Raw genomic sequence first — 23,886 nt, 5'->3', positions numbered from 1 at the left:
TCGCCCATTAAGATATGTTCATAGCACGAAATCACAACAGCAATATCAAGGAAGGAGATTGACTATATGGCATTTCAGCTGCAAAATATGTGCCACTGCAATAATCATGGATTTCCAGTCCTTGCCTTATGTATGACGGCAGATATAAAAGCAAGTATTTGAAAAAACAAACTTTAGATTAACATTTTGAAAGGAAGTACAATTATGAATAATTACAATGTTAAAAATCAGATGGATAAGGCCGGCATTGTGGATACCTATGCCCTTATAGATGAAATGACTAGCCAGACCACGTACCAGACGGCACTAGAGGAAGCTATCCGCAACCGTTTAGAGAATGGCTTTAAAAACTGGAATGGTGGCTATGACGGCTGGCTTGAGTGGTGTAACACTTTATATGAGCCGGATGCATATTACAACATTCCTTATAATGGTACCCAGCGCCGCTGTACACTGGAAGAGTACAAGAGCATGATGGGACAGCTTTTTCAACATTTCACAATGGAACTGGGCAAATTTGACAACATGATCATTAAAGATAACTGGTGTGCAATTCGCTATACTGTGAAGGTGAAAAATTTAGACACGGGTACTGAAATCCTCCAGCATACCATGGAGTTCGTAAGATTCAAGGACAATGGTGATGAGCGCGGAGTCAGAGTTGTAGAGGGGTGGGCGTTGTCCGACAGTCCGTTATCCATAAAACAATAAGCCAATAGACTCGTTTAGATTATGAGAGGAGAATTATTACGAAAATGAATATAAAAAAGGTATTAAGAATGAGTGTAACAACCTTGGCCATCGGGGCTGCTGCTGTTGGCTGTGGATCCAAAACCAATACGATTGTTACCAAAGAAGCCACAAACATAAGCTCCGATGAATCTGTGATCAGTATCTCCGATCGCTATGATAACACGAAAGAACTTTCTGCTGTTTTTCCAATCGTCAATCCCACCCCAATAGAAACAGACATGGAAAAAAACATTCAAAATAGATTATTAAATGGGTTTGAAAACTGGAACAGAGGCTATGATGCGTGGGAAAAATGGGGCGACATTCTGTACACCGATGATTCCTTTTATAACGTCCACGGTGTAAGACTCACCTTGAAGGAATATCAGTCTTCCATGAATGCGACACTGAAGTCCAGCGATATTCAGATGGGTAATTTCAATAATATGATCATCTGCGGCGACTGGGCTGCAATTCGATATGATATATCAACCACCGACCGACAGACCAGAAAATCTTCGGATGGGAGTGTGATGGAGTTTGTACAATTCAAGGATTACGGAGAGGAACTGGGGACTAGGGTTGTGGAAGGCTGGGCTGGAACCAAGGGCGCGGACTTTGATGGTTTGACTGGTTTCCAGACCGACGATGCGAAAGCGGCACAGCAGGAGGCATTAAATGCCATCGTCAATACAGTGATTCCTGATACATTAAATCTTAAAGACAAGTATCCTGTCACCAATCCTACGCCGATTGAAACCGATATGGCTAAGAAGATTCAAAATGCTATATTAAATGATTTTGAAAACTGGAATCAGGGCTTGGATGCTTGGACGGCATGGGCAGACACCTATTATGACAGCAACTTGCAGTATCATACCAACGACGCTACCATGACCTTATCGGATTACAAAACATTGGAGAAGAACAATGCCGAATCGACGAATGTAAAACGTATTCGCTTTGATAATATGCTAATCAGCGGAGATTGGGCGGCCATTCATTATAGAATCACTAAACAGGATTCAACGACCGGAGAAAAGACTGCCGGTGATGTGATGCAGTTCCTGCATTTTAAAGAGGACGGCGACAGCGTGAAAGTGACTGAGTGCTGGACAAAATAAGCCCATGTATTTATGTTAATAAAAGGGGGTGTTGCAAGATGAAAAGAACCTACAAGACATGCTATTTAGACGTTTAATAAACACACGTGCCTTGTATGAAAATTTCATTTTGTAACACACCCAGTTTTAAATATAGTTACTCCTGAGATAAAATAAACGCAGCCTGTTGTGCTTGGCTGTTATTTCCAGCCATCTGGCAGATATGCCATGGTATTTGCGATCATATCATCGGCGAGAGTCTTGATTTCTTCCTCTGTGGCTCTTCCCTTTACCAGAGGATCGGCTAAAAAGGCATCGTAGACCAGAGAACGGTCGCAGGTAAGGGCAGCGTTTAAGATGCGCTCATGATTGTCTACGTGAGGCTTAATCAGCTCCAGAACATTCTCTGGGATAGCTCCGGCCACAATAGGCTTAATGCTGTCACGGTCAAAGGCAGCGTTGGTCTCAACGATGGCATCTGCAGGGAGATTTGGAATCTGTAAATACGTATTGGGAATATTTACATTGCTGATGGTCCGCTCCAGGCCGCAGAGAGACTTGATTAAAAGAATTCCTTCCTCTCCCGATGGCTTTAATTCTATTTTTTCTTCTCCAGTGACCAGGCGGTGGCTCTTTTCCAGTCGTGTCTTTAAATCTTCTTTTCTCCATGCAACGGTAGTAAGATTGAATTTCCAGCTTTTTGTTGTTTCCGGATTTTTTAAATATTCATCTCCTGGCATGAATTCAGCCAGGTGACGGTCACCGGCTGCTGCAATCAGGCCGTAGCGGCGGAATAAATCAAATTTCAGACGATGAGCACATTCAAAGGTACTGTTTGCCCAGTTCTTATCCGGCTCATTGTAGCCTTCTTCGTAATGAGAATCGATGTAATCGCGATAAACGGGGAATAAATCGATTCCTTTGTAGGAAGCCTGGTCAAACCATGTAAAGTGGTTGATACCAAGAACATTTACATGGATATCCTTTCGTTCCACATCCTTAAGACCGAGAAATTCTTCACAAATTCCCTTTAATACCTTCTGAGTGCCGAACACCTCATGGCAGCAACCAAAGGCCTTGATCTCCGGAAATACATGATACAGAGTTTTTACGCATAAGGACATTGGGTTTGTGTAGTTGATGACCCATGCCTTAGGTGCATATTCTTTTATGGCTTCGGCAATGGTAACAAACATAGGAATGGTGCGAAGAGCACGGATCATTCCGCCAGGGCCTGCAGTGTCGCCTACGGACTGATAGATGCCAAGTCTTTCCGGCAGATGAACGTCAGAAGCCATTTCATCAAAGGTACCTGGGAGAATAGAAATCACTGCAAAATCGCAGCCGGTCAAGGCATCCTTTAAGGAAGAGGAAGTTTCATACTTCCATTTCCCAATGGTGTCCTCTCTGGCTAAAAACTGATTGCCGATGATCTCGTTATTTTTGGAGGCAGACTCATCAATATCGTATAGCCGGATGGTACCGCTTAAGGAATCATCCATGGATAAGTCAGTCATAAAGGTCCAGGCCCAGCCTCTGGAGCCTCCGCCGATGTAGGCGATCTTTAAATCCGTGATCTTGTTATCAGAGTAATTCATAAAAAGTTCCTCCTGTGGATTGGCTGTATGTTTGGGTATTTTCTTGGTCTCTATATTGCATATTATAATACAATATAGTATTATAAATCTTATATAATTGATGCTTTTTTAATAGAAATCGTACTTTTGACTACTAATATGGAGGAAAGAGTGGATAAAATTATTTTTTCGGAAAGCATGGAAGGGGTCGCCATTGATCAGGTAGTGCGGGACCAGGAATTTTCCATGACCATGAAGCATTTTCATGATACCTATGAGCTTTATTTTCTCCTGGAAGGAGAGCGGTATTATTTTATTGAGAAAGAAACTTATTTTGTGAAAGCAGGAGACGTGGTCTTGATTAACCGGGAGCAGGTTCATAAAACAAGCCAGGCAGGAAGCGGAAAACATGACCGGATCCTGTTGCAGCTGAACGAAAAGGTTCTGGATCCCTGGTTAAAAAGTGCTGGCGTCTATACCCTGGGGCGTCTCTTTGGAGATTATTATGGCGTATTAAAGGTCTCGGAGCTGGAGTGGCAGGAGATGAACGCTCTTTTACTTGGAATCCGGGATGAGCTTAAGCAGCGTGGGGAGCGTTACGAGACCATGGTCCGCTTAAAGCTGTCTCAGATCCTTTTGCAAATTTACCGGATTGGAAAGAAAAATGTGTTAAAGGAAATACCGGCTCCCGTTCAGACAGCCAAGCATGGAAAGGTTCATGAGGTGGCAGAGTATTTGACCACCCATTGTGAGACTGGAGAGAGCTTAGAGGAGCTTGCCATGAGGTTTTTCATCAGTAAGTCCTATTTGAGCCGGATATTTCGGGAGGTAACCGGGTTTTCCGTCAACGAATACCGCAATCTGGCTAGAGTAAGAAAGGCAAAGGAGCTTCTTGGAAGCAGTGATTATTCTATTACGGAAATCTCAGGGCTTCTTGGCTTTGAAAGCGTGACTTACTTTGAGCGGATTTTTAAAAAGCATGGGGATGAAACTCCATCAGCATACCGGAAAAAAGCCGGAAGAAGGGAATCCTTTTAATCAGGACTCCCTTCTTTTTAGCTTTTCCTTATTTCTCCAATGCCTCACATAAAGCAGTCAGGGCAAGCGCCTGGCCATATGCCATTGGCATAAGAAGAATATTCTTATAATGGTCTGCATCCATGCCGATTCCTGTTCCGGCTGATACGTTAAGAACGGTGCCGTCCTCGGATATATTATTACAGATGGCTTCAATTGCTTTGTCTGCTGCCTTTTTATAGGTATCATCAAGGATGCCTGCTTTTACGCCCCGAAGCAGTCCGGCTGCAATGGCAGCAGAACCGGAAACCTCCTCATAGCTTGTCTCATCTGTAAGAACCGTATACCAGAGGCCGGAAGGTGCCTGAAGACGTAGCATTGCGTTTGCCTGAGCTTTAAAGGTATCGATGAAAAAGTCACGGACTCCCTGGCTCATCTCCTCGCCGCAATCGTCTAAAAATTCCATAATTCCGTAAGTGAACCATGAGTTTCCCCGGCACCAGAAGATGCCTCCGAAGTTATCCATCTGATCAAAGCGGAAGCCGTGATGGAAGAGGCCGGTCCCTTTGTCAAATAAGTATTTGATATGGACAAGGAACTGATGGGTGGCCTCCTCTTTCCATTCCTTTTTATGTTCCTGGTGTCCCATATGATTTAAAAACAGGACAGACATAAACAGGGTATCCACCCAAATCTGACCTTCGTTTAAGTTAACTCCATTCCGGTCTCCGATGGCACTTGTGACGTGCTGGAAACCATTGTCCGGAGTCTTAGGAAGCTCATTCATCAGCCAGTCAGCCCGCTCCATTAGAAGCTTTTTTAAGTCCTGAGAGTTTGACAGTTTATCGCTGATATATGACAGAGGAAGAAAGGGAGCTGTCGTATTTATATTTTTTGAAGGAAGTCCACGCTCCATATGACCATGATACCAACGGTCAAAAAAGGGCAGATAACGGTCATCTCCATAAAAGTCCTGAAGTTTTTTCAGTCCATAAAGTCCAACACCCTGAGGCCAGTCCCACTCCTCGATTCCAAAGTCTCTTTGAATAATGCCTTTGCTTGTATCTGTGGAGCTGACAGTCTGGTCCTTGTCGTAATCACTGCCTCCCAGGTTCATAAGCTTTTCCACCACTAAATGGATTTTTTCTAGTAACTGTTCGTTTGACATTGTTATGATTCTCCTTTTTGTGTGTGATTCCTGTTTGTCTTTAATGTTTCAATATATTCGGTCGGCGGAAGGCCGGTATACCGCTTAAATACCTGACTGAAGTACTGAGGATTGCTGCCAAAGCCCACTTGTCTGGCAATGTGCTTTACGTTGTCATTATGATAAAAGGTCATAAGGCGTATGGCTTCTTCCATTCGCTCCTTATTAAGATAGTCGGAAAAGCGCATTCCTTCTTCCTTAATAAACTGCTTGCTTAAGTATCCCACACTTACGAACAGATAATTCTCAGCCAGCCATTTTAAGGATAAATTCTCAGAATCTAAGTGTTCCCTGATATAAGTTTTTAATATGGAGATGTTGGAGCTGATTTTATGGGTGCCGGAACCTTCCGTTTTTTGCACCATGACTACGGAAAGAAGTTCTCTGATGCCCTGTACGGAATTGCAGGAATAAAGGCGTCTGAAAAAATCGCAGGCAGCATCCGTAGGAAGCTTCTCCTGTTCCACACCGCTTTGTAGAAACAGACCTAAGGCAAGATTTCTTGCAGTATTTAAGGGCATGGAATCTATGAAAACAGAAGCCAGGAGTGCTGTTTTTTGTAAGGTATTTTCAGCTGAGGTGATAGAGTCCTCCAGTCGGCTGATCATCCAGGGGGAAGCTATGTGATTTTTGATCTCATGAGAAAAGCCATCCTCCTTTACCAGTAGAATGCGCTCAAACCGGGAGATCTTAGAAAGTATTTCATGGAACAGTTTTTCTGCAGATTCCTTATGAATAAATTCCGTTTCAAAGGTAACGGACTGACCGGGATATTTAAGCTTAGTGATCTGGCGTTCCATCTCCTCTTGAATGGCAAGGGTGGAAGCAGGGAAGATCATTACTGCAGTATTTTTTACGTAAAGTATGGAAAAAAACAGAGGAATCTTAGCCGCCTCCAAAATCCGTTTCATATCACAGGCAAAGCTTTTTAAATAGCTTTCCTCCACAAAAGAGCAGATGCAGGCATACTGGCATTCCTTTGGAAAGGATAGAAAGCCCTGATATTTGCGAAAAACAGGAGAGAAGCAGTCCTGATGCTCCAGTGCTTCCATAATAAAGCTCTGCTCCAGCGGGAAATGAAGGCTTTTTAAGAAATGATCCTGCTGGAGCTTTCGGTTCTCCTCTTCAATCAGCCGTTCCTTTCTCACAGAAACAAGAGATTCGATTAATTCATTTTTGTCTGTAGGCTTTAACAGATAGTAGCGGACACCGTATTTCATGGCCTGCTTTGCGTATTCAAAATCATTGTATCCGGAAAGGAGGATAAAGGTGATTTTGGAATCGGATTTTATGGAGCGGTCAATCAGGTCAAGTCCGTTTAAAATCGGCATCCGGATATCGGTAATCACTACATCCGGATACTCATCGCAAATAATATCGTATGCTTCCATGCCGTTCTTTGCCGTAGCGATCAGCTGATAGCCCAGGGATTCATAGTCGATCATCTGGGAGAGGGCTTCTCGAATAATCTGTTCGTCATCTACTATCATCAGTCTCAGCATATCAAACCTCCTGTTCCTTTGGAATGGACAGCATGACAACCGCCTTTCCACCCTTGTTGTAAAATTTCAGTCCGTAATTGTCTCCGTAAAGCAGTTTTAACCGGGAATTGATATTGAGGAGTCCCACGCCAGAACCCTGGGGGGTTATTTCCCTGTTTTCTATTTTCTGTAACAGGTCCTCTTCAAACTGAGAGCCTGTATTTGAAACCTGAATCTGATAGTCCTTTTCCATTTCCTGAATGGTGACCCGTATCCGGCATAGCTCATCCGTATCCTCCATGGCATGCTTTAGGGCATTTTCCACTAGGGGCTGGATGCAGAGCTTTGGTACAAATATCTGAGAGGTCTTTTCCGGGGTATCCAGTTCAAAATGAAGCCTGTCCTTAAATCGTATCTCCTGAATCCTGATATAGTCGGACAGCACTTTTAGTTCCTCGGATAATGGAATGATATCCTTTTGATCTGCAATGGAAGCCCGAAACAAGTTACCAAGGGAACGTACCATAACAGAGATATCATCGGCACCGTACTTTTGTGCCATCCAGTTAATGGTGTCCAGAGTGTTGTATAAAAAATGAGGATTGATCTGCTGCTGAAGCATCTTAATGGCAGAATCTCTCACAAGAAGCTGCTTGTCATAATTTTCATCCCGAAGGACCTTAACGCTGTGGGTCATCTCATCAAAGCTCCGATGAAGCTGTCCGATCTCATCCTGACGGCTGTCGTAATCGTAGCATTTGATGTTGCAGGCAGGTGCTTCTCCGCTGCCAAAGCATTTGATTTTTTCAATGAGATAATCCAGGTGACGGAAGATATGGCGGAAAATAATATTTACCAAAACGCCGGTCACTGCTATGATGCAGAAGGTGAACAGGAATATCTGCATGCTGACCATACGGATTCCGTAAAACAAGGGGTCATAATCCCGGAAATACAGATAATCCCATTTGGTATAAGGAATTTGACCGTTTATGATAAATTCCTTATTGTTGTCAATGGTAGCTATGGTATAGGTATTTTCCAGTTTTTTGCTTTCTTCTATCAACTGGAGACATAATTCATCATGAAATGGCTTTGCCGGATAGATCCGCTTGTTTCCTGACATAAGGACAAAATTGGAGTTTTCCGATAAGCTGCCGGAATTCATCAGGCCATCTTCAATCATCTTATCCATATCAACGGTAATGTAAAGCTCTCCAATCTTTTTTAAGCTTAAATATTTCAGCTTTAGAATCTGTCTGGCACAGACCGTATTGGGACCTGGCTGTATGCTGGAGGCCCAGATTGACCTGCCTTTTAAAGAATCCAGTCTTTGATTGAGCCCTTTTACATCAAACTGAAGGATTTCATCAGAGCTTCCCATACAGATATTTGTTCCGTCCTTTAGGATAATATTGATGGAACGGATATAACTGCTTCGGTAAATATAGGTATAAAGCTGCTGGTAAATATCCCTGCGGGCTAAGGCCCGCCTGTTGCTGTAAGGATTTTCAGAGAGAAATGACAAGTTGTTTTGTATGGTCTGATCCCCAATGAGGCTGTCTGTAATATTCTCTACCATCTGCATCTCTGATTCCAAATAGGTGGTCACGTGGTTTAAGGAATTTGCATTGGTCTGATAAAGTTCCTCATTGTAACGGGACGTTAAAATTTTAATACTAAAAAAGAAAGTAATGCAGAGTGCCAGCATGGACATTAAAAAAACAGTCAGTATTTTTTTATATAAAGATAGGTTGTTAAACCATAGGATACACCGATTCATAAAATATGACCTCTCTTCCTGACAGTATTATATAGTAAAAATGTAAAAAAATAAATTGAATTTCGACATATAATTACAAAAAGCTGTTTTTTTAACCACAAAAAGCCATATTTTAACTTTACCGTTGTGCATATTTGACATATGATGTGGTTACCATAATTAAATCGAAAGGGAGGTTTTACAATGAAAAAAAGACTTTTAGCAACAACTCTTGCTGCACTATTAGCAGCAATATCTTTAGCTGCATGTGGTTCCAAGACAGAGACCAAGGACACACAGACAACCGGAGCTACTTCTGCAGCAGAAACCACAAAAGCAGCTGACACAACCGCAGCAGCAGGTGGCAAGGTAACATTAAATCTCAGCTGGTGGGGTAACCAGACGAGAAACGACGTAACCAAAAAAGCAGTTGATCTTTACATGAGCCAGAATCCAAACGTGGATATCAAGGTTGAATTTACTGACTGGTCCGGTTACTGGGATAAGCTTTCAGCAATGGCAGCTGGCGGAAATCTGCCGGATATCGTTCAGATGGACTATTCTTACTTAAACCAGTACCAAAAGAGCGGACAGCTTGCTGATCTTTCTGAGTTCATCTCAACTGGAGCCATCGACACAACAAAGATTCCAGAGAGCATTATTGAAAGTGGCTCCATCGACGGAAAATGCTATGCAATCAGCCTTGGAAGCAACGCTCCTATGATGCTTTATGATAAAGCTATCGTTGAGAAGGCTGGCGTAACAATCCCAGATCAGATGACTATGGATCAATTATACGACATCTCCAAAACAATATACGAAAAAACTGGCACAAAAACTCTTTATGATGGTGGAATCAACATGATGCAGATCATGGCAAGAGCAAATGGTTCTCATCTGTTTGATGAATTAACAGCTGGAAAAGAAGATTCCATGAAGATTTACTTCAACACCATGGAGAAATTCGCAAAAGCTGATTTCAGCATCTCTGCTGACCTTCTTGCTGAGAAGAACCCAGACGTTGTTGAAACAAAGCCAATCATTGATTCTTCCACATGGAACGACTTCTTATTATCCAACCAGTATATCAGTGTATCCAAAACTGCTGGAAGAGATTTAGGAATTACCATGTTCCCAACATTAACCGATGCGAAATCACAGCCAATTTATTTAAAGCCAAGTATGTTCTTCTCAATTGCTGAATCTTCCAAGAACAAAGAAGAAGCAGCGAAGTTCCTTGACTGGTTCACAAACAGCACCGAAGCAAATGACATTCTTCTTGCAGAAAGAGGAATTCCCATTAACTCTGCAGTAGCAGATGAAATCAAACCAAAGGCAGATGAAATCGCACAGCATGTATTTGACTACGTAGCAAAGGTTTCTGAAGTTGCAACACCAATTGATGCTCCAGATCCATCTGGTAAGGGCGAAGTAGAAGCATTAGGAAAGACAGTTGTAGAGGCAGTTCGTTACGGCGATGCCACTGCAGACGATGCTGTTGCTCAGTTCGTACCGGAAGCTAAGAGAATTCTGGAAGAAGCAGCGAAATAGCAGTTAGAAAGTCTGGAGGGGATATCATGAAGAACAATCAGATGACCCCTAAGAGAAAAGAGACATTGGCTCAGGTATTAAACAAACCGAAGGTTGCAGGATATGTATTTATCCTGCCCTTCATTATAGGATTCCTTGCATTCCTTGCCGTTCCAATGATTCTGTCCTTAGGGTTTTCATTTACCAGATACAACATATTGAAGACACCGGTTTTTATAGGTCTGGAAAATTACAGAACCATGTTTTTTGGAGATCCAAAGTTTTGGAAAGTATTCGGAGTAACCATGTACTACGTTCTGTTTTCGGTTCCTCTCCGGCTTATCATGGCTCTTGCAGTTGCCATGCTGCTAGTAAAGAGTACTAAATTATCTGGTTTTTACCGGGCAGTTTACTATCTGCCTTCCATCATTGGTTCCAGTGTTGCCGTTGCAATTCTTTGGAAGAGAATGTTTGCCAGTGATGGTGTTATCAATGCACTTATGAAAATTATTGGACTACCATCTGATATTGCATGGCTTGGAAGAACAGATACCGCAATCTGGACTCTGATCATATTGGCAATCTGGCAGTTTGGTTCGTCCATGCTTATATTCTTATCAGGTCTTAAGCAGATTTCAGTCAGTCTTTATGAGGCTGCTACCGTAGACGGTGCCAATGGTTTTCAGCGTTTCTTTAAAATTACGCTTCCCATGCTGACACCAACCATTTTCTTTAACCTGATCAACCAGCTGATCAATGGTTTTATGGCATTCACCCAAAGTTACATTATCACTCAGGGAAAACCCAGAGACACCACACTGTTCTATACGGTTTATATGTATCAGAACTCCTTTACTTATAATAAGCTGGGATACGGCTGTGCCATGGCATGGTTCATGGTGTTTGTAGTAGGGCTTCTGACTCTGGTACTATTTAAGACCCAGAAGAAGTGGGTACATTATGAAGCAGAAGGGTGATGAAATATGATGACAGGATATAAAGAAAAAAGAACAGCCATCACAGTAATATATCATGTATTTACCTTTTTCTTCGCATGTGCTATGATATATCCGCTTGTATGGATGGTAATGAGCTCCTTTAAAGACACCAATGAGATATTTCGTACAGCTGCCAGTCTGTTTCCGGAAAACTTTTCCTTTACCAACTACACCGTAGGCTGGAAGGGATTTGCAGGCTACAGTTTTGCAATATTTTTTAAGAATTCCTTTGTCATTGCCGGACTCTCCACATTGGGAGCAGTTGTTTCCTCAGCAGTCATCGGCTACGGATTTGCCCGTATTGACTTTAAATTTAAAAGCTTCTGGTTTGCCTGCATGCTGCTGGCAATGATGCTTCCTTTCCAGGTCATTATGATTCCTCAGTATATTATCTTTAATAAACTGGGCTGGGTAGGCAGCTACCTTCCAATTATCGTCCCACAGTTTTTTGGACAGGGCTTTTTCATTTTCTTAAATGTACAGTTTATTAAAGGAATTCCCATTGACTTAGATGAGGCTGCAAGAATGGATGGCTGTACCGTTTACTCCATCTTCTACCGGATTATTTTGCCTCTGATCAAACCTTCACTGGTTACAAGCGCAATTTTCTCCTTCATGTGGAGATGGGATGATTTCCTTGCGGCTTTGATTTACTTAAGTGATCCGTTGAAATATCCGGTCAGCTACGCCCTTAAGATGTTCTCAGATCCCACAGCTGGTTCTGACTGGGGCGCAATGTTTGCAATGGCAACCTTATCCCTGGTACCGATTTTCCTTATTTTCTTGACCATGCAGAAATATCTGGTAGAAGGAATCGCATCCACAGGAATTAAGGGCTAATGATAGCTTTTCAGGCGGGAGACCAAGATGCTTTGGTTTCCCGCCTTTTTAAAATTATGAAAAAGGCGGAATGATGTTATGAATCCTATGAGAAACAGATTAAAGGCAGCAGCAGATTCATTAAAAGCATTATGCTATCAGGATTTAAGAAGTGTAGAGCAGATGTTCATGAGTCCCGGAGATTACAGCTTTGAGGAAAGCTTTGACAGCAGTACGCTAGAATGGACTCCCTTTGAAACCGACGAAACCTGGGGTGGAACGGATAAGCATTACTGGTTTCTGACAACTCTCACCATACCGGAATCATGGAGTGGAACCCAGGTAAGGGCAACGTTAAATACAGGAGCAACAGATATCTGGAACACAGATAATCCTCAGATCCTGGTCTATGTGAATGGCAGATTGTCCGGCACCATGGATATGAATCATCAGGATATCATTCTTTCCCATGATGCAAAGGCAGGAGAGACGTATGAGCTGGCATTTTACGCCTATTCAAACAGTACAGGTCTTACCAACTTCTTTCATCTGGAAATTGGGATGTATTCCGAACTTATGGCTCAATTTTATTATGATTTCACGGTACCCTTTGAAGCAGCTGACCTTCTGGAAGAGGACGATTTAGAGCGGATTGATACCTTTAAGGCCCTTAACGAGGCCCTGAATCTGGTTGATTTAAAGCGCCCAGGTTCCGAAGCCTTCTTTGATTCCGTAAAGGAAGCTGACTCCTGGCTTTTGGAGCATTATTATAAGGACAGGCCGGAAAATCCCATCACGGTTCACAGCATCGGTCACACCCACATTGATGTAGCCTGGAAATGGCCCTTAAAGCAGACAAGACAAAAAACAGTGAGAAGCTTTCAGACCGTATTAAATCTCATGAAGCGTTATCCAGAATATAAGTTCATGTCAAGTCAGCCTCAGCTTTACGAATTCGTGAAGGAAGAAGCACCAGGAGTATTTGAGGAGATCAAGGAAAGAATTAAGGAAGGCCGCTGGGAGACAGAGGGAGCCATGTGGCTGGAGCCGGACTGCAACCTGGCATCAGGGGAATCCCTGGTGCGCCATATTCTTTATGGACGGAGATTCTTTGAAAAGGAACTGGGCGGAGCCGTTAACGAGGTGTTATGGCTTCCTGATGTATTCGGATACAGTGCTGCTATTCCTCAGATCATGAAGCAGTCAGGCCTTCCTTATTTCATGACAACAAAGCTTGGCTGGAATGAGTTCAATCAGTTTCCAAACGATGTGTTCCGCTGGAGAGGCATTGACGGAAGTGAGGTACTTACTTACTTAATCTCCACCAGGGACTATGTAAAGAACGGGGAACCGGTGAAGAATTTCAGCACCACTTATAACGGAAGACAGGATGCCAAACAGATTATGGGAACCTGGCAGAGATTCCAGAACAAGGACGTAAGCAAAGAGGTCCTTACCTGCTACGGCTACGGAGACGGAGGGGGCGGTCCTACCGAAGAGATGCTGGAGCAGAGCCGCCGTCTGGAGCGAAGCGTAGCCAGAGCACCAAAAACAAAGCAGACCTTTGTCAAAGATTTCTTTCATATCCTGGAGGAGCGCATGGATCAAAAGCAGCTTCCTGTCTGGGATGGAGAGTTATATTTAGAGCACCACCGGGGAACCTATACCTCCATGGCAAAGAATAAGAAATACAACCGTACCTGCGAGTTCTTAAACGCTGATACCGAGTTTTATTCTGTGCTGAACCTGCTCCTGACAAAAGACGGAGAGTATCCATCAAAGACTTTGGAGGAAAACTGGAAGCTCCTTCTCTTAAACCAGTTCCACGACATTCTTCCTGGTTCTTCCATTAAGGAGGTTTATGAGGATTCCCAGATTCAGTACGAGCAGATTATAAAATCAGGCAATGAGATCATTGAGACCTGTCTGAATCGTCTTCTTTCTGAGGCTGGCCTTAAAGAGACAAAGGATAAGGGAGATGCCTTGTCCGTATGGAACTCCTTAAGCTTTGGAAGAACGGGGATTGTATCCGTAAACCAGCCAGTGAAAGACATTGGCCTGTTATCCCAGGAAGCAGAAAATGGAGAGATTCTTTATCTGGCAGAAGAAGTACCATCAAAGGGATATGAAGTGTATGGAAGCGGAACGAGAACATCATCTTATGATGATTCTCCTGTTATCTCAGACTTTGAAACAGACAAGGAAGGCCGTCCATGTAAGCTTACTACACCACATTATGAAGTGGAATTTAGCTCAGAGGGTACCATGACCAGGCTATACGATAAGAAAGAGGACAGAAGTCTCTTAAAAGAAGGAGCACAGGGAAATGAGCTTCTTGTGTTCGAGGACCGTCCCCTGGAATTCGATGCCTGGAACATTGATGCCACCTACCGGGAAAAGGTATGGAAGGTGAATGAGGTGTTGGAGGCACGGCTTTTAGAGAATGGTCCGGTAAGAGGAACCATTTTGGTGAAGAAGAAATTCATGGATTCCACCATAGAACAAAAAATCAGCTTCTACAAACATACCAAGAGAATCGACTTTAAGACATGGATCAACTGGACCGAACATCAGCTTCTTTTAAAGGCAGCATTTCCTCTGGATATTCTCTCCAAGGAAGCCAATTATGACATTCAGTTCGGCAATGTAAGCCGTCCTACCCACGAGAATACCACCTGGGATCAGGCAAGATTTGAGGTGTGCGCTCATAAATGGGCTGACATTTCAGAACCAGGATTCGGAGCAGCTCTTTTAAATGACTGCAAATACGGTTATGACATCCATGATTCCAACATTCGGCTGACCCTTTTAAAATCAGGTATTTTCCCCAATCCTGATGCAGACCAGGGAGAGCATGAGTTCACCTATTCTCTCTATCCTCATCAGGGTGATTTCCGTACCGGCGGTGTGGTGAGAGAAGCTTACGATTTAAATTGCCCTATGAGGGCAAAGAGTGTGACAGGAAAGGAAAGCCTTTCATACTCCCTTCTTTCTATTGAGGAAGAAAATATTTTAGCGGATACGGTGAAATTGGCTGAGGATGGAGATGGTATCGTAATTCGTATGTACGAAACCTATGGAATGCGGACCAGGGCTCATGTGAAATTGGCTGACATGGACGTAGTAGAAGCAGCCTCATGTACCTGTCTGGAGGAAGAGTCTACGACCATTCCATGTAAGAATAATGAGCTATTAATCACATTTAAGCCATACGAGATTAAGACCATAAAGCTAAAACGATAAGTATCTCTGCAAAATATGCACAAACTGTACAAAGATTTCACAAAGAATGCATAGCCTGTTCTCCTTTTATCCAATATAATGTACCCATAACTTTGATATCGTGGAGGGAAAACAATGGTATTGGCGGAGGAACGGCAGCAACGAATTAAAATATGGCTGGAGGAAATGAGACATCACATGTTTAATAAGCTTTGTGATGTCCCAGTCTCCGGCTTTATGACCATGGAACGGCTCCCTTTGGAGGAAGCATTAACGAAAGAATTTACCCCTGTGCCCACTGGAACTCCATGGGGCGCAAAGTGGGAATACGGCTGGTTTCAGGCAGAGGTCATTCTCCCAAAAGAAGCAGAAGGAAAGAGAATCTTTCTTCGCCCGGATGTAGGGGGAGAGATGCTTTTATGGGTCAATGGTAAGACTGCCGGCTCCAGGGATTTAAAACACGATGGAATTACGTTAACTCGCTGCGGGAGAGAGGGAGAACGCTTTCATATTGTAGCGGAAAGCTATGCAGGGCATGGGCCTAGGCTGGAAAACGGCGGACCATGTCCTTTTGGCAGTATCCCAGTGCCGGAGCCCCCTGCTCATCAGGTTAAGGTGGGAGTCTGTGACATTGGCATATGGAATGAGGAGGCGTTTCAGCTTTATATGGATGTATTTACGCTCTCTAAGCTCTATGAAGGGCTGGATTCCAAATCCCTTCGTGCCATGAAGATAAGGGAAGGACTGTTTCGGTTTACTCAGATCGTGGATTTTGAGCTGGAACCGGAAGCTTTTCATGAGACTCTTTGTAAGGCCAGAGAGGTCTTAAGACCCCTTTTGGAATGCAGGAATGGTTCCACAGCGCCTGAGTATACGATTTTCGGACAATCCCATCTGGATCTTGCCTGGCTGTGGCCCTGGGAGGAAACAAAGAGAAAATGTGCAAGAACCATTTCCACACAGCTGGCTCTGTCAGAGGAATACGAAGATTATAAATTCCTATTATGTGAGCCTCCCATTATGGAAACCATAAAAGAGCTGTATCCGGAACTTTACGGACGCTTACTGAAAAAAGTAGAGGAAGGGGCCTTTATCCCGGAAGGCGGCATGTATGTGGAACCGGATACCAATCTGGTTTCTGGAGAAAGCCTTATCCGTCAGTGCCTTTACGGAAGAAGATGGTTCCGGGAAAAGCTGAATCAGGAAACCCTCATGGTGTGGATTCCCGACTGCTTTGGATTCAGCGGACAGCTTCCCCAGATCATGAAAGGCTGCGGCATCAAATATTTTGCCACCCAGAAAATGGCCAGGGCCTTAAAGGGCTGTGATGTATTTCCCTACAATATCTTCTGGTGGGAAGGAATTGACGGCAGCCGGGTACTGACCCATTTCTTTAAGAAGAATAATGCCAGACTGGACCCTCTAGACATGATTACCCGCTGGGAAGAGGACAGGGTTCAGCAGGAAAATATAGATACCTTTCTATTTCCCTTTGGTTTTGGAGACGGAGGCGGCGGTCCCACCAGAGAGATGCTTGAAGTGGCAAGAAGAGTGGAAGATTTAGAAGGCGCTCCCCGCACCCGCATGGAAAGTCCGGTTCAATTTTTTAAAAGGCTGGAGGAAGCAGGTAATGTAAACGAGGTCTATCAGGGTGAGCTCTATCTTCCGTGGCACAGAGGAACCTATACCTCTCAGGCAAAGGTCAAAAAGGCAAATCGTAAGGCGGAAATGTCCCTGCGGGAAGCAGAGCTTTGGAGCTCCTTAAGCTTTCTGGTAAGTGAGGGTAAGGACCGGAGAGAGGAACTTGAGATTCTATGGAAAAAGCTTCTCTTTCATCAATTCCATGATATCTTACCGGGGACCTCCATAACAAGAGTCAATGAAGATGCCAGAAAAGAGCTGAACGATGTAATAAAAGGAGCCGGGGAGATATTAAAAGAGTTCCAGGAAACCCTTGTTCGCGGCAGAAAAGAAAGCTTCTCGGTCTTTAACTCTTTATCCTGGGAGCGGGAAGAACTGATAGAATTGCCATATGAGGAAGGGAAATCATATGAGAGGAGCGGGGAAACGCTTGTCTCCCAAAGAATGGGGGATAAGGTCCTCATTCCGGTTAAGGTTCCCTCACTTTCATATATTCAGATAGATGTAAAAGGGAATGACGGAGAAGTCATAGAGCCGAATTCCAGTTGCAGTGTTTCTAAAAAACAGGATTCTTACATACTTGAAAACCAATATGTGACCGTAGTGGTAAATTCCCGCGGAGAGGTTACAAGCTTCGTGGAGAAGGAAACAGAGATTGAATACGTCCAAGGTTCCTTAAACAAGCTCTGTATGTATCAGGATATAAATATAGACTACGATGCCTGGGAGATGAGCTCCTTTTATAAAGAGCAGCCTATAGCGCTTTTAGAACCTGTGGAAATCAGGGTCGTGGAAGAAGGTCCTCTCATGGCAGCTTTGGAGGTGAAGCGGATGCTTCATCATTCTCCCATGACCCAGAGAATTCAGCTTTCCAGTCACAGCAGACGCCTTGATTTTGTTACAGAGGTAGACTGGAGGGAGACTCATAAGCTCTTAAAAGCAGAATTCCCGGTCAATATCCGTACCAGCGAAGCCATACAGGAGATCCAGTTCGGTTACGTGAAACGCCCCACCCATCAGAACCGGAGATATGATGCTGACCGATTCGAGGTATGCAATCACCGTTATACCGCTCTTAGTGAGCCCGGGCGAACCGCTGCTGTATTAAATGACTGCAAATATGGAATCAGTACCAGCGGAAATTCCATGGAGCTCACCCTGTTAAAGGCACCGGTATGGCCGGATATGTATGCAGATAAAGAAATTCACCAGTTTACCTATTCCTTCTATGCCATTGGCAGGGATTTTACAGAGAGCAGAGTCATACAGGAAGGCATGGAGCTAAACCACAAGCTATCCCTATTTGGCCTTGGAGCAGGAGACCGGCAGTTCCTTTCCCTGTCGTCAGACAGTATAGTACTGGAGACCATAAAGTTATCAGAGGATGGAACCGGCCATATGATCATGAGGCTTTATGAATCCAAGGGAAGGCATGAAAACTGCACGGTAACAGCCCATTTAAAAGTCCAGGAGGCTTACGAAACCACAATGGAAGAAGGTCTTTTGGAGGGACAAAGAGTCACCGTAACAGAGGCTTACGGAAAGAGCGAAATGCTCCTGGATTTTGCGCCATTTGAAATAAAAACCATCAGAGCTTCTTTGTAAACGCAAAAAATGCATACTAAACAGGAGAAATAAAAACAAATTACGCATAGCTACAATTTACACAAAATATTATAATTCATTCAACAGCTTTAAGAGAAAAGCAACAAAATAAATTTTACGGAGTTTACAAAATGCAGAAAAAACTAATCATTTTTACAGACAGCGGAGACACAATTATTGACGAAGGCACAGAAATTCGCAATGAAGAAGATATTGTAACCCATGCTGAGATGATACCTGGTGCGGGTGAAACCCTAAAAGCTCTTTATGATGCCGGCTATATTATTGCGATGGTGGCCGACGGTGAAGAGCAGTCCTTTACCAATGTATACGAAGAAAATGGGCTGGGATATTGTTTTCATACCAGAACGATTTCCGAAATCGTTGGAGTCCAAAAGCCATCAGAATTGATGTTTCAGGATGCCATGGAAAAAAATCATCTAACGGAAGAGGATAAGAAACGCATCGTTATGATCGGCAATAATGTCCGCAAGGATGTGGCTGGTGCAAACCGTTTTGGCATCACTTCCATACTGATAGACTGGTCCCCCCGTTATGACATGACCCCGGCTGGTGAAGATGAAACGCCGGATTATATCGTACATGAGCCGAAAGAACTTCTGGCCCTCATTGAGAGTCTGGAGGAAGCGCTTCAAAAGGACGGGAATGTATAGAAAAGAGGGAAAGTAAGCGATGAAAAATGTAAAAGTGAAGGAAAGAGCGAAAAAAATACCGTTTAAAGTATACATTCGCAACACCTGGCAGCTGTATTTGATGCTTTTGGTTCCAGTCATCTACATGTTGATGTTCCGCTACAGACCTATGATGGGCGGTATCATTGCGTTTAAGAAATTTAATGTATTTGCCGGTATATGGAATAGCCCCTGGGTCGGTTTTGCAAACTTTAAAGAAGCATTTGGTTCCAGTGATTTCTGGAATGCTCTTGCAAACACTCTGATTTTAAATGCCGGAGATTTAATTCTTGGCTTTCCGGTACCTGTATTGATTGCTGTTTTCTTATTTGAAATACGTAATTTAAGAATCAGAAAAGCAACTCAGACAATTTTATATCTTCCGAACTTCCTGTCCTGGGTTATTATTTCAGGCATCATCACACAGCTGTTTTCTACCAGCGGACTTGTCAATGACTTAATTCGCGGTGTTGGATTAAAAGAAATTAACTTCTTAAGCAGTCCTTTTATCTGGAGATTTGTATATTGGTTCTCAGGAATCTGGCAGTCTGCTGGTTACTCCCTGATAATTTATCTGGCAGCTTTATCTGCTACGGATCCTTCTCTTGGAGAAGCAGCTTATATCGATGGTGCCACCAGACTTCAGAGAATTGCTCATGTAACCATTCCGCAGATCAGACCAACCATTTCCATCATGCTTATCATGCAGCTTGGTAAGATCGTATCCATCGATTTCGATCGCCCTTATATGATGGGAAATACACTTGTAAAGAGTGCATCCGACGTTATCAGTACTTATGTATACAGTGTAGGTCTTCAGGCAGGCCGGTTTGATTTTGCTACTGCAGTAGGTCTCTTCCAGTCTGTGGTCGGAATTATTTTGATTCTGTCCGTAAATAAGATATCTAAGAAAATGGGAGAGGAGGGAATCATGTAATGGGTGAATTAAAGAGCAAAGAAGAAAGGCGGTTTCAGCTTTTCTGGAATACCTTTTTTATCGTAATCAGTATTGTGGCATTGATTCCCATCATTCGGGTATTTTCAATGTCCTTAAGCTCCAAGGATGCCATTTTAGCAGGTAAGGTATTCCTTTATCCGGTTCAGCTTACCACCGAGGCGTATGTAAGATCCTTCCAAAGCGGAAGTTTTGTTTCTTCTTTTATATTTTCCGTATTTTTAATGCTGGGCTCTACCATCGTATGCGTGGTCATGACCGTACTGGCTGCTTATCCCCTTTCTAAGAAGAACTTAAAGGGCGGAGCTTTTATTATGACCTTATTTGTCCTTACCATGTATCTGGATCCAGGTATTATTCCCAAATACTTAAACGTGAAGGACTTTAAGTTAATTGATACCTTCTGGGCATTGATTATCCCCGAAGCCTTAAGTGCCTATAATATGATTATCATGTGTACTGCATTCCGGGGACTTGACTCTTCTCTTTATGAAGCGGCAAAGATTGATGGCTGTAACGAAGTTCAGACTTTATTCAAGGTTGCACTTCCACTGGTATATCCAACCCTTGCAACGCTCGCCCTGTTCTATGCAGTAGGCAGATGGAACCGTTTAAGCGATGTTCTTTATTATGTTAACTCTTCCAAGCTTTATACCGTACAGATGGTGTTAAAACAGCTGATTGAATCTGTAAAGCTATCCAATGATGAAGGAATTCAAACCCAGCTTGTAGCAGATAATATTAAGGCGGCAAGTATTGTCATATCCATGTCACCAATGGTAATTGCCTATCCATTTATCCAGAAATATTTTACAAAGGGCATTATGCTTGGTGCAGTAAAAGGCTAATTATTTATTTAAATAATTATGAAAGAGAAAGGGAGGTTTTTCTATGAGAAAAGCAAATTTAGTAAGATGCTGTCTGGCAGTTCTTACCGCAGCAGCTTTGGTAACAGGCTGTGGTTCCAGCAAAGGCGGAGACGCTACCACAGCAGCAGGCAGCTCTGCAGCAGCTGGGGGTGAAACAACAGCAGCTGACAAAGGAAAAGAAGAGACCATCAAAGTTATGGTTTGGGACAGAGGAGATGCTGCTCCTGGAACAACAGTTGAGAACAACACTCAGACAGAATGGATTAAAAAGCAGATGAAGGAGAAGTACAACATCAACGTAGAATACGTTTCCGTACCAAGATCTTCTTCGGATGATAAGTTAAATATTATGATGTCCGGCGGCAATGCACCTGATATCGTATTTACCTACAACCAGGGTATTTTCTATAACTTTGCGACCAACGGCGGTCTGACTGATTTAACAAAGGCATATGAGAGCTATGGTCCAGACATCAAAAAGTATGTTTCTGACGCCCAGAACATGGGTCAGCTTGATGGACAGCAGTTCGCAATCATGAAACAGAGAGGCGTGGAATCTCCTCGTCATACTGCTTATATCCGTCAGGACTGGCTGGATAAACTAGGGATGCAGATGCCTAAGACAAAAGAAGAATTATTTAAATACTTAGAGGCTGTAAAGGAAAAAAATCCTGGCGGCGTAAGCAATGTAACTCCTTGGGGAATGAGTGGACGTAATGATACAGAGAAGGGGTATTTAAACTTTGTAGGTTCTTACGTGAATTTAAAAGATGATAAAGAAGCTTATATGTACAGCGAAGGCTACTTAGCCGTTGCTCCTGGAGCCATTGACGGTATCAAAAAGTTAAATGAGCTTTACAACAAAGGCCTCATCACAAAAGACTTTGCTACAGATACCAATGAGGATATTTACAAAGCTCAGGTAATTGCAGGCAATGTAGGTTTCTTCCTTGATGATACAGAGAGCCCATGGAACTACATAACTGTTTTAAATCAGAGTGCTGGCGGAAGAACCTTCGTACCAGTACAGTGCTTTGAGCTTTCAGATGGTTCCTACCGTACACCTTTCGAGCCAAGATATGGTATGTTCGTAATGGTTCCAAAGACCAGCGAGAAAAAGGTTGAGGCATGTATGAAGTATTTAAACTGGATGGCAGATCCGGCTGTTGCTGAGAATATCGTTTTCACAGCAGAGCATCAGAGAGACGAAAATGGCGTTCCGATCAAATTATCTGAGGCGGATTTAAAGAGCAAGGGATACCCGGGAACTTGTGATGACTTAAATATTGTAAACCTTTCCATGGAATGGACCAAGAGCAAAGATGCTATCATCTCCAAGTGGATTAAAGATCAGTCTGTAAAATGGGAAAGCGATGACTGGTTCTCAAACTTCTATGATGTGCGTGCAGAAGGCAAATTCCGTTTCCCAGTGTACTCTAACATTTCTCAGCCTGAAACAGACTATGGTAAAAATGTAGAGAACCTGATGCTTGCTTATGTTTATAAGCTGATCAGCTGCTCTCCAGACCAGTTTGACAGTTTACAGCAGACAGAATACAACAACCTTGTAAATGCAGGACTTCAGAAGATTCTTGACGCAAGAGCAGAATACTTTGACAGCATAAAGTAATTCCTTTTACGGGGACAGCAGGCTATAAGAAGCTCGTTACAGCTCTTTCCCATCCACGTATGGATGGCGCCGGGAAGCTGTAACGGGCTTTTTCTGCCCATTTCTCATCAAATCGGCGAATAAGGGCTGGTGGAATTGCTGGCTTTTCTAAATTCTGAGGGGGATTGGCCGCAGTATTTCTGGAAAATCCGGTTGAACTGGGAGAAGCTTGTAAACCCGCATTCTTCTGCAAGCTCTGAAATCTTCTTTTTCGTATTTTGAAGAAGATATTGCACATTTTTGATTCGCGTCATCTGTATGTACTGGGTCAGGGTGTACCCAGTCACATCTTTAAACTGATGAGACAGATAGTAGGGACTGATAAAAAACTCCTTGGCTAAGGCATCTAACGTAAGTTCCTCGGAGTAATGGTTATGTATGTAGTTCGCGATGGAGTAAACCTTTCTGGAAGCCTCATCTTTTAGCGGTTCATTGGTATAGGTGTTATAAGGCGCAAGCTTCCTTAAGGTATATAAAAAATCCACAAACATCCCGTGAACCATAAGAGATCTTAAATCCGGATCTTCATCGTGGAATGAGTAATGGTAAATCCGGTTCAGCTTTTCATTGATCAGCTGCTGTTGCTTGGAAGGGAACCGGTAAATGGGAACAGGAGCGTAAAATGGCTCAAAAAGCTTTTGATACGTTTCCGGTCTGTCCCAGAGTGAAGGGGGATATAAAAAGCTCATGATCAGCCGCTTGCCAGGAGCCCCTTTGGGGTACTCGGAGCGGTGAAGTACAGAAGGCCGTAAGAGTACCAGGTCGCCGGAACGAATGGAATAAGGAATTCCTTCCACCAGATGGCTGGCCTGTGGACTGATTAGAACCATGATTTCATAAAAGGAATGGAAATGCTGAAATGGCATGTTGATGTCAAAAGAACGCTCGTCATAATCAAAATAGTAGTAAAGCGAATGCTGAATGTCATTAATCGTAAGATTGTGCTGCTTTTTATAGTGCAATGTGTCATCGGGATTAGTCATAATGAGCCACCTGTATTCTTTCTT

Annotated in this window: 17 protein-coding genes; 12 read left to right on the top strand and 5 right to left on the bottom strand. The window is 43.2% G+C overall.

The genetic code is table 11. The features are described 5' to 3' along the window. Nucleotides 1–204: 204 nt before the first annotated feature. On the top strand, nt 205–711 hold the full coding sequence (locus OW255_RS17615) for a nuclear transport factor 2 family protein (RefSeq protein ID WP_024834990.1): 507 nt from the start codon (nt 205–207) through the stop codon (nt 709–711). A gap of 44 nt (nt 712–755) precedes the next feature. Then, a complete protein-coding gene (locus tag OW255_RS17610) occupies nt 756–1,856 on the top strand; it encodes a nuclear transport factor 2 family protein (protein ID WP_024834991.1) in 1,101 nt (366 codons plus the stop codon). Nucleotides 1,857–2,035: 179 nt separating this feature from the next. Here the strand turns inward: OW255_RS17610 and OW255_RS17605 are convergent, their stop codons facing one another. After that, nucleotides 2,036–3,433, bottom strand: a complete 1,398-nt coding sequence (locus tag OW255_RS17605; protein ID WP_268114810.1) for a family 4 glycosyl hydrolase — start codon at nt 3,431–3,433, stop codon at nt 2,036–2,038. A 150-nt stretch (nt 3,434–3,583) separates the two neighbouring features. On the opposite strand from OW255_RS17605, the gene OW255_RS17600 reads away from it, so the two are divergent. Further along, nucleotides 3,584–4,450: an AraC family transcriptional regulator gene (locus tag OW255_RS17600; RefSeq protein WP_268114809.1), complete on the top strand. Its 867-nt coding sequence runs from the start codon at nt 3,584–3,586 to the stop codon at nt 4,448–4,450. Between the two features lie 28 nt (nt 4,451–4,478). Here the strand turns inward: OW255_RS17600 and OW255_RS17595 are convergent, their stop codons facing one another. From OW255_RS17595 to OW255_RS17585, 3 genes are read right to left on the bottom strand one after another with little or no spacing between them, the layout of a single operon-like run. Next, on the bottom strand, nt 4,479–5,597 hold the full coding sequence (locus tag OW255_RS17595) for a glycoside hydrolase family 88/105 protein (RefSeq protein WP_024834994.1): 1,119 nt from the start codon (nt 5,595–5,597) through the stop codon (nt 4,479–4,481). Nucleotides 5,598–5,599: 2 nt separating this feature from the next. Next, nucleotides 5,600–7,138, bottom strand: coding sequence for a response regulator transcription factor (locus tag OW255_RS17590; protein ID WP_024834995.1), 1,539 nt, complete (start codon nt 7,136–7,138; stop codon nt 5,600–5,602). A 1-nt stretch (nt 7,139) separates the two neighbouring features. Continuing rightward, the gene (locus OW255_RS17585; RefSeq protein ID WP_051464577.1) at nt 7,140–8,900 is read right to left on the bottom strand and encodes a sensor histidine kinase; all 1,761 of its coding nucleotides are present in this window, start codon (nt 8,898–8,900) and stop codon (nt 7,140–7,142) included. 183 nt (nt 8,901–9,083) lie between these two features. Here OW255_RS17585 and OW255_RS17580 point away from each other — a divergent pair, with 183 nt between their 5' ends. From OW255_RS17580 to OW255_RS17540, 9 genes are all read left to right on the top strand, one after another. Beyond that, nucleotides 9,084–10,430: an ABC transporter substrate-binding protein gene (locus tag OW255_RS17580; RefSeq protein ID WP_268114808.1), complete on the top strand. Its 1,347-nt coding sequence runs from the start codon at nt 9,084–9,086 to the stop codon at nt 10,428–10,430. Between the two features lie 26 nt (nt 10,431–10,456). Further along, on the top strand, nt 10,457–11,386 hold the full coding sequence (locus OW255_RS17575; RefSeq protein ID WP_024834997.1) for a carbohydrate ABC transporter permease: 930 nt from the start codon (nt 10,457–10,459) through the stop codon (nt 11,384–11,386). Nucleotides 11,387–11,392: 6 nt separating this feature from the next. Then, complete coding sequence (locus OW255_RS17570; RefSeq protein ID WP_081752236.1) at nt 11,393–12,247, top strand: carbohydrate ABC transporter permease; 855 nt, start codon at nt 11,393–11,395, stop codon at nt 12,245–12,247. 78 nt (nt 12,248–12,325) lie between these two features. Continuing rightward, nucleotides 12,326–15,469, top strand: coding sequence for an alpha-mannosidase (locus tag OW255_RS17565; protein WP_268114807.1), 3,144 nt, complete (start codon nt 12,326–12,328; stop codon nt 15,467–15,469). 114 nt (nt 15,470–15,583) lie between these two features. After that, entirely contained in the window at nt 15,584–18,694 is a 3,111-nt protein-coding gene (locus OW255_RS17560) for an alpha-mannosidase (protein WP_268114806.1), read from the top strand. 131 nt (nt 18,695–18,825) lie between these two features. Then, nucleotides 18,826–19,368 (top strand): HAD family hydrolase, encoded by a 543-nt coding sequence (locus OW255_RS17555; RefSeq protein ID WP_024835001.1) that lies wholly within the window; start codon nt 18,826–18,828, stop codon nt 19,366–19,368. 19 nt (nt 19,369–19,387) lie between these two features. Further along, nucleotides 19,388–20,323, top strand: a complete 936-nt coding sequence (locus OW255_RS17550) for an ABC transporter permease (RefSeq protein WP_051464578.1) — start codon at nt 19,388–19,390, stop codon at nt 20,321–20,323. Beyond that, nucleotides 20,323–21,189, top strand: a complete 867-nt coding sequence (locus OW255_RS17545) for a carbohydrate ABC transporter permease (protein WP_024835003.1) — start codon at nt 20,323–20,325, stop codon at nt 21,187–21,189. Before OW255_RS17550 ends, OW255_RS17545 begins: the two co-directional genes overlap by 1 nt. A 43-nt stretch (nt 21,190–21,232) precedes the next feature. Beyond that, on the top strand, nt 21,233–22,840 hold the full coding sequence (locus OW255_RS17540; protein ID WP_024835004.1) for an extracellular solute-binding protein: 1,608 nt from the start codon (nt 21,233–21,235) through the stop codon (nt 22,838–22,840). A gap of 107 nt (nt 22,841–22,947) precedes the next feature. Here OW255_RS17540 and OW255_RS17535 read toward each other — a convergent pair whose 3' ends face one another. After that, a complete protein-coding gene (locus OW255_RS17535; RefSeq protein ID WP_024835005.1) occupies nt 22,948–23,862 on the bottom strand; it encodes an AraC family transcriptional regulator in 915 nt (304 codons plus the stop codon). Nucleotides 23,863–23,886: the final 24 nt, after the last annotated feature.

It is taken from the genome of Lacrimispora xylanolytica, assembly GCF_026723765.1.
Classification (GTDB): domain Bacteria; phylum Bacillota; class Clostridia; order Lachnospirales; family Lachnospiraceae; genus Lacrimispora; species Lacrimispora xylanolytica.
The sequence above is the reverse complement of the archived record's forward strand: the minus strand, read 5'-3'. Positions and strand labels throughout refer to the sequence as shown.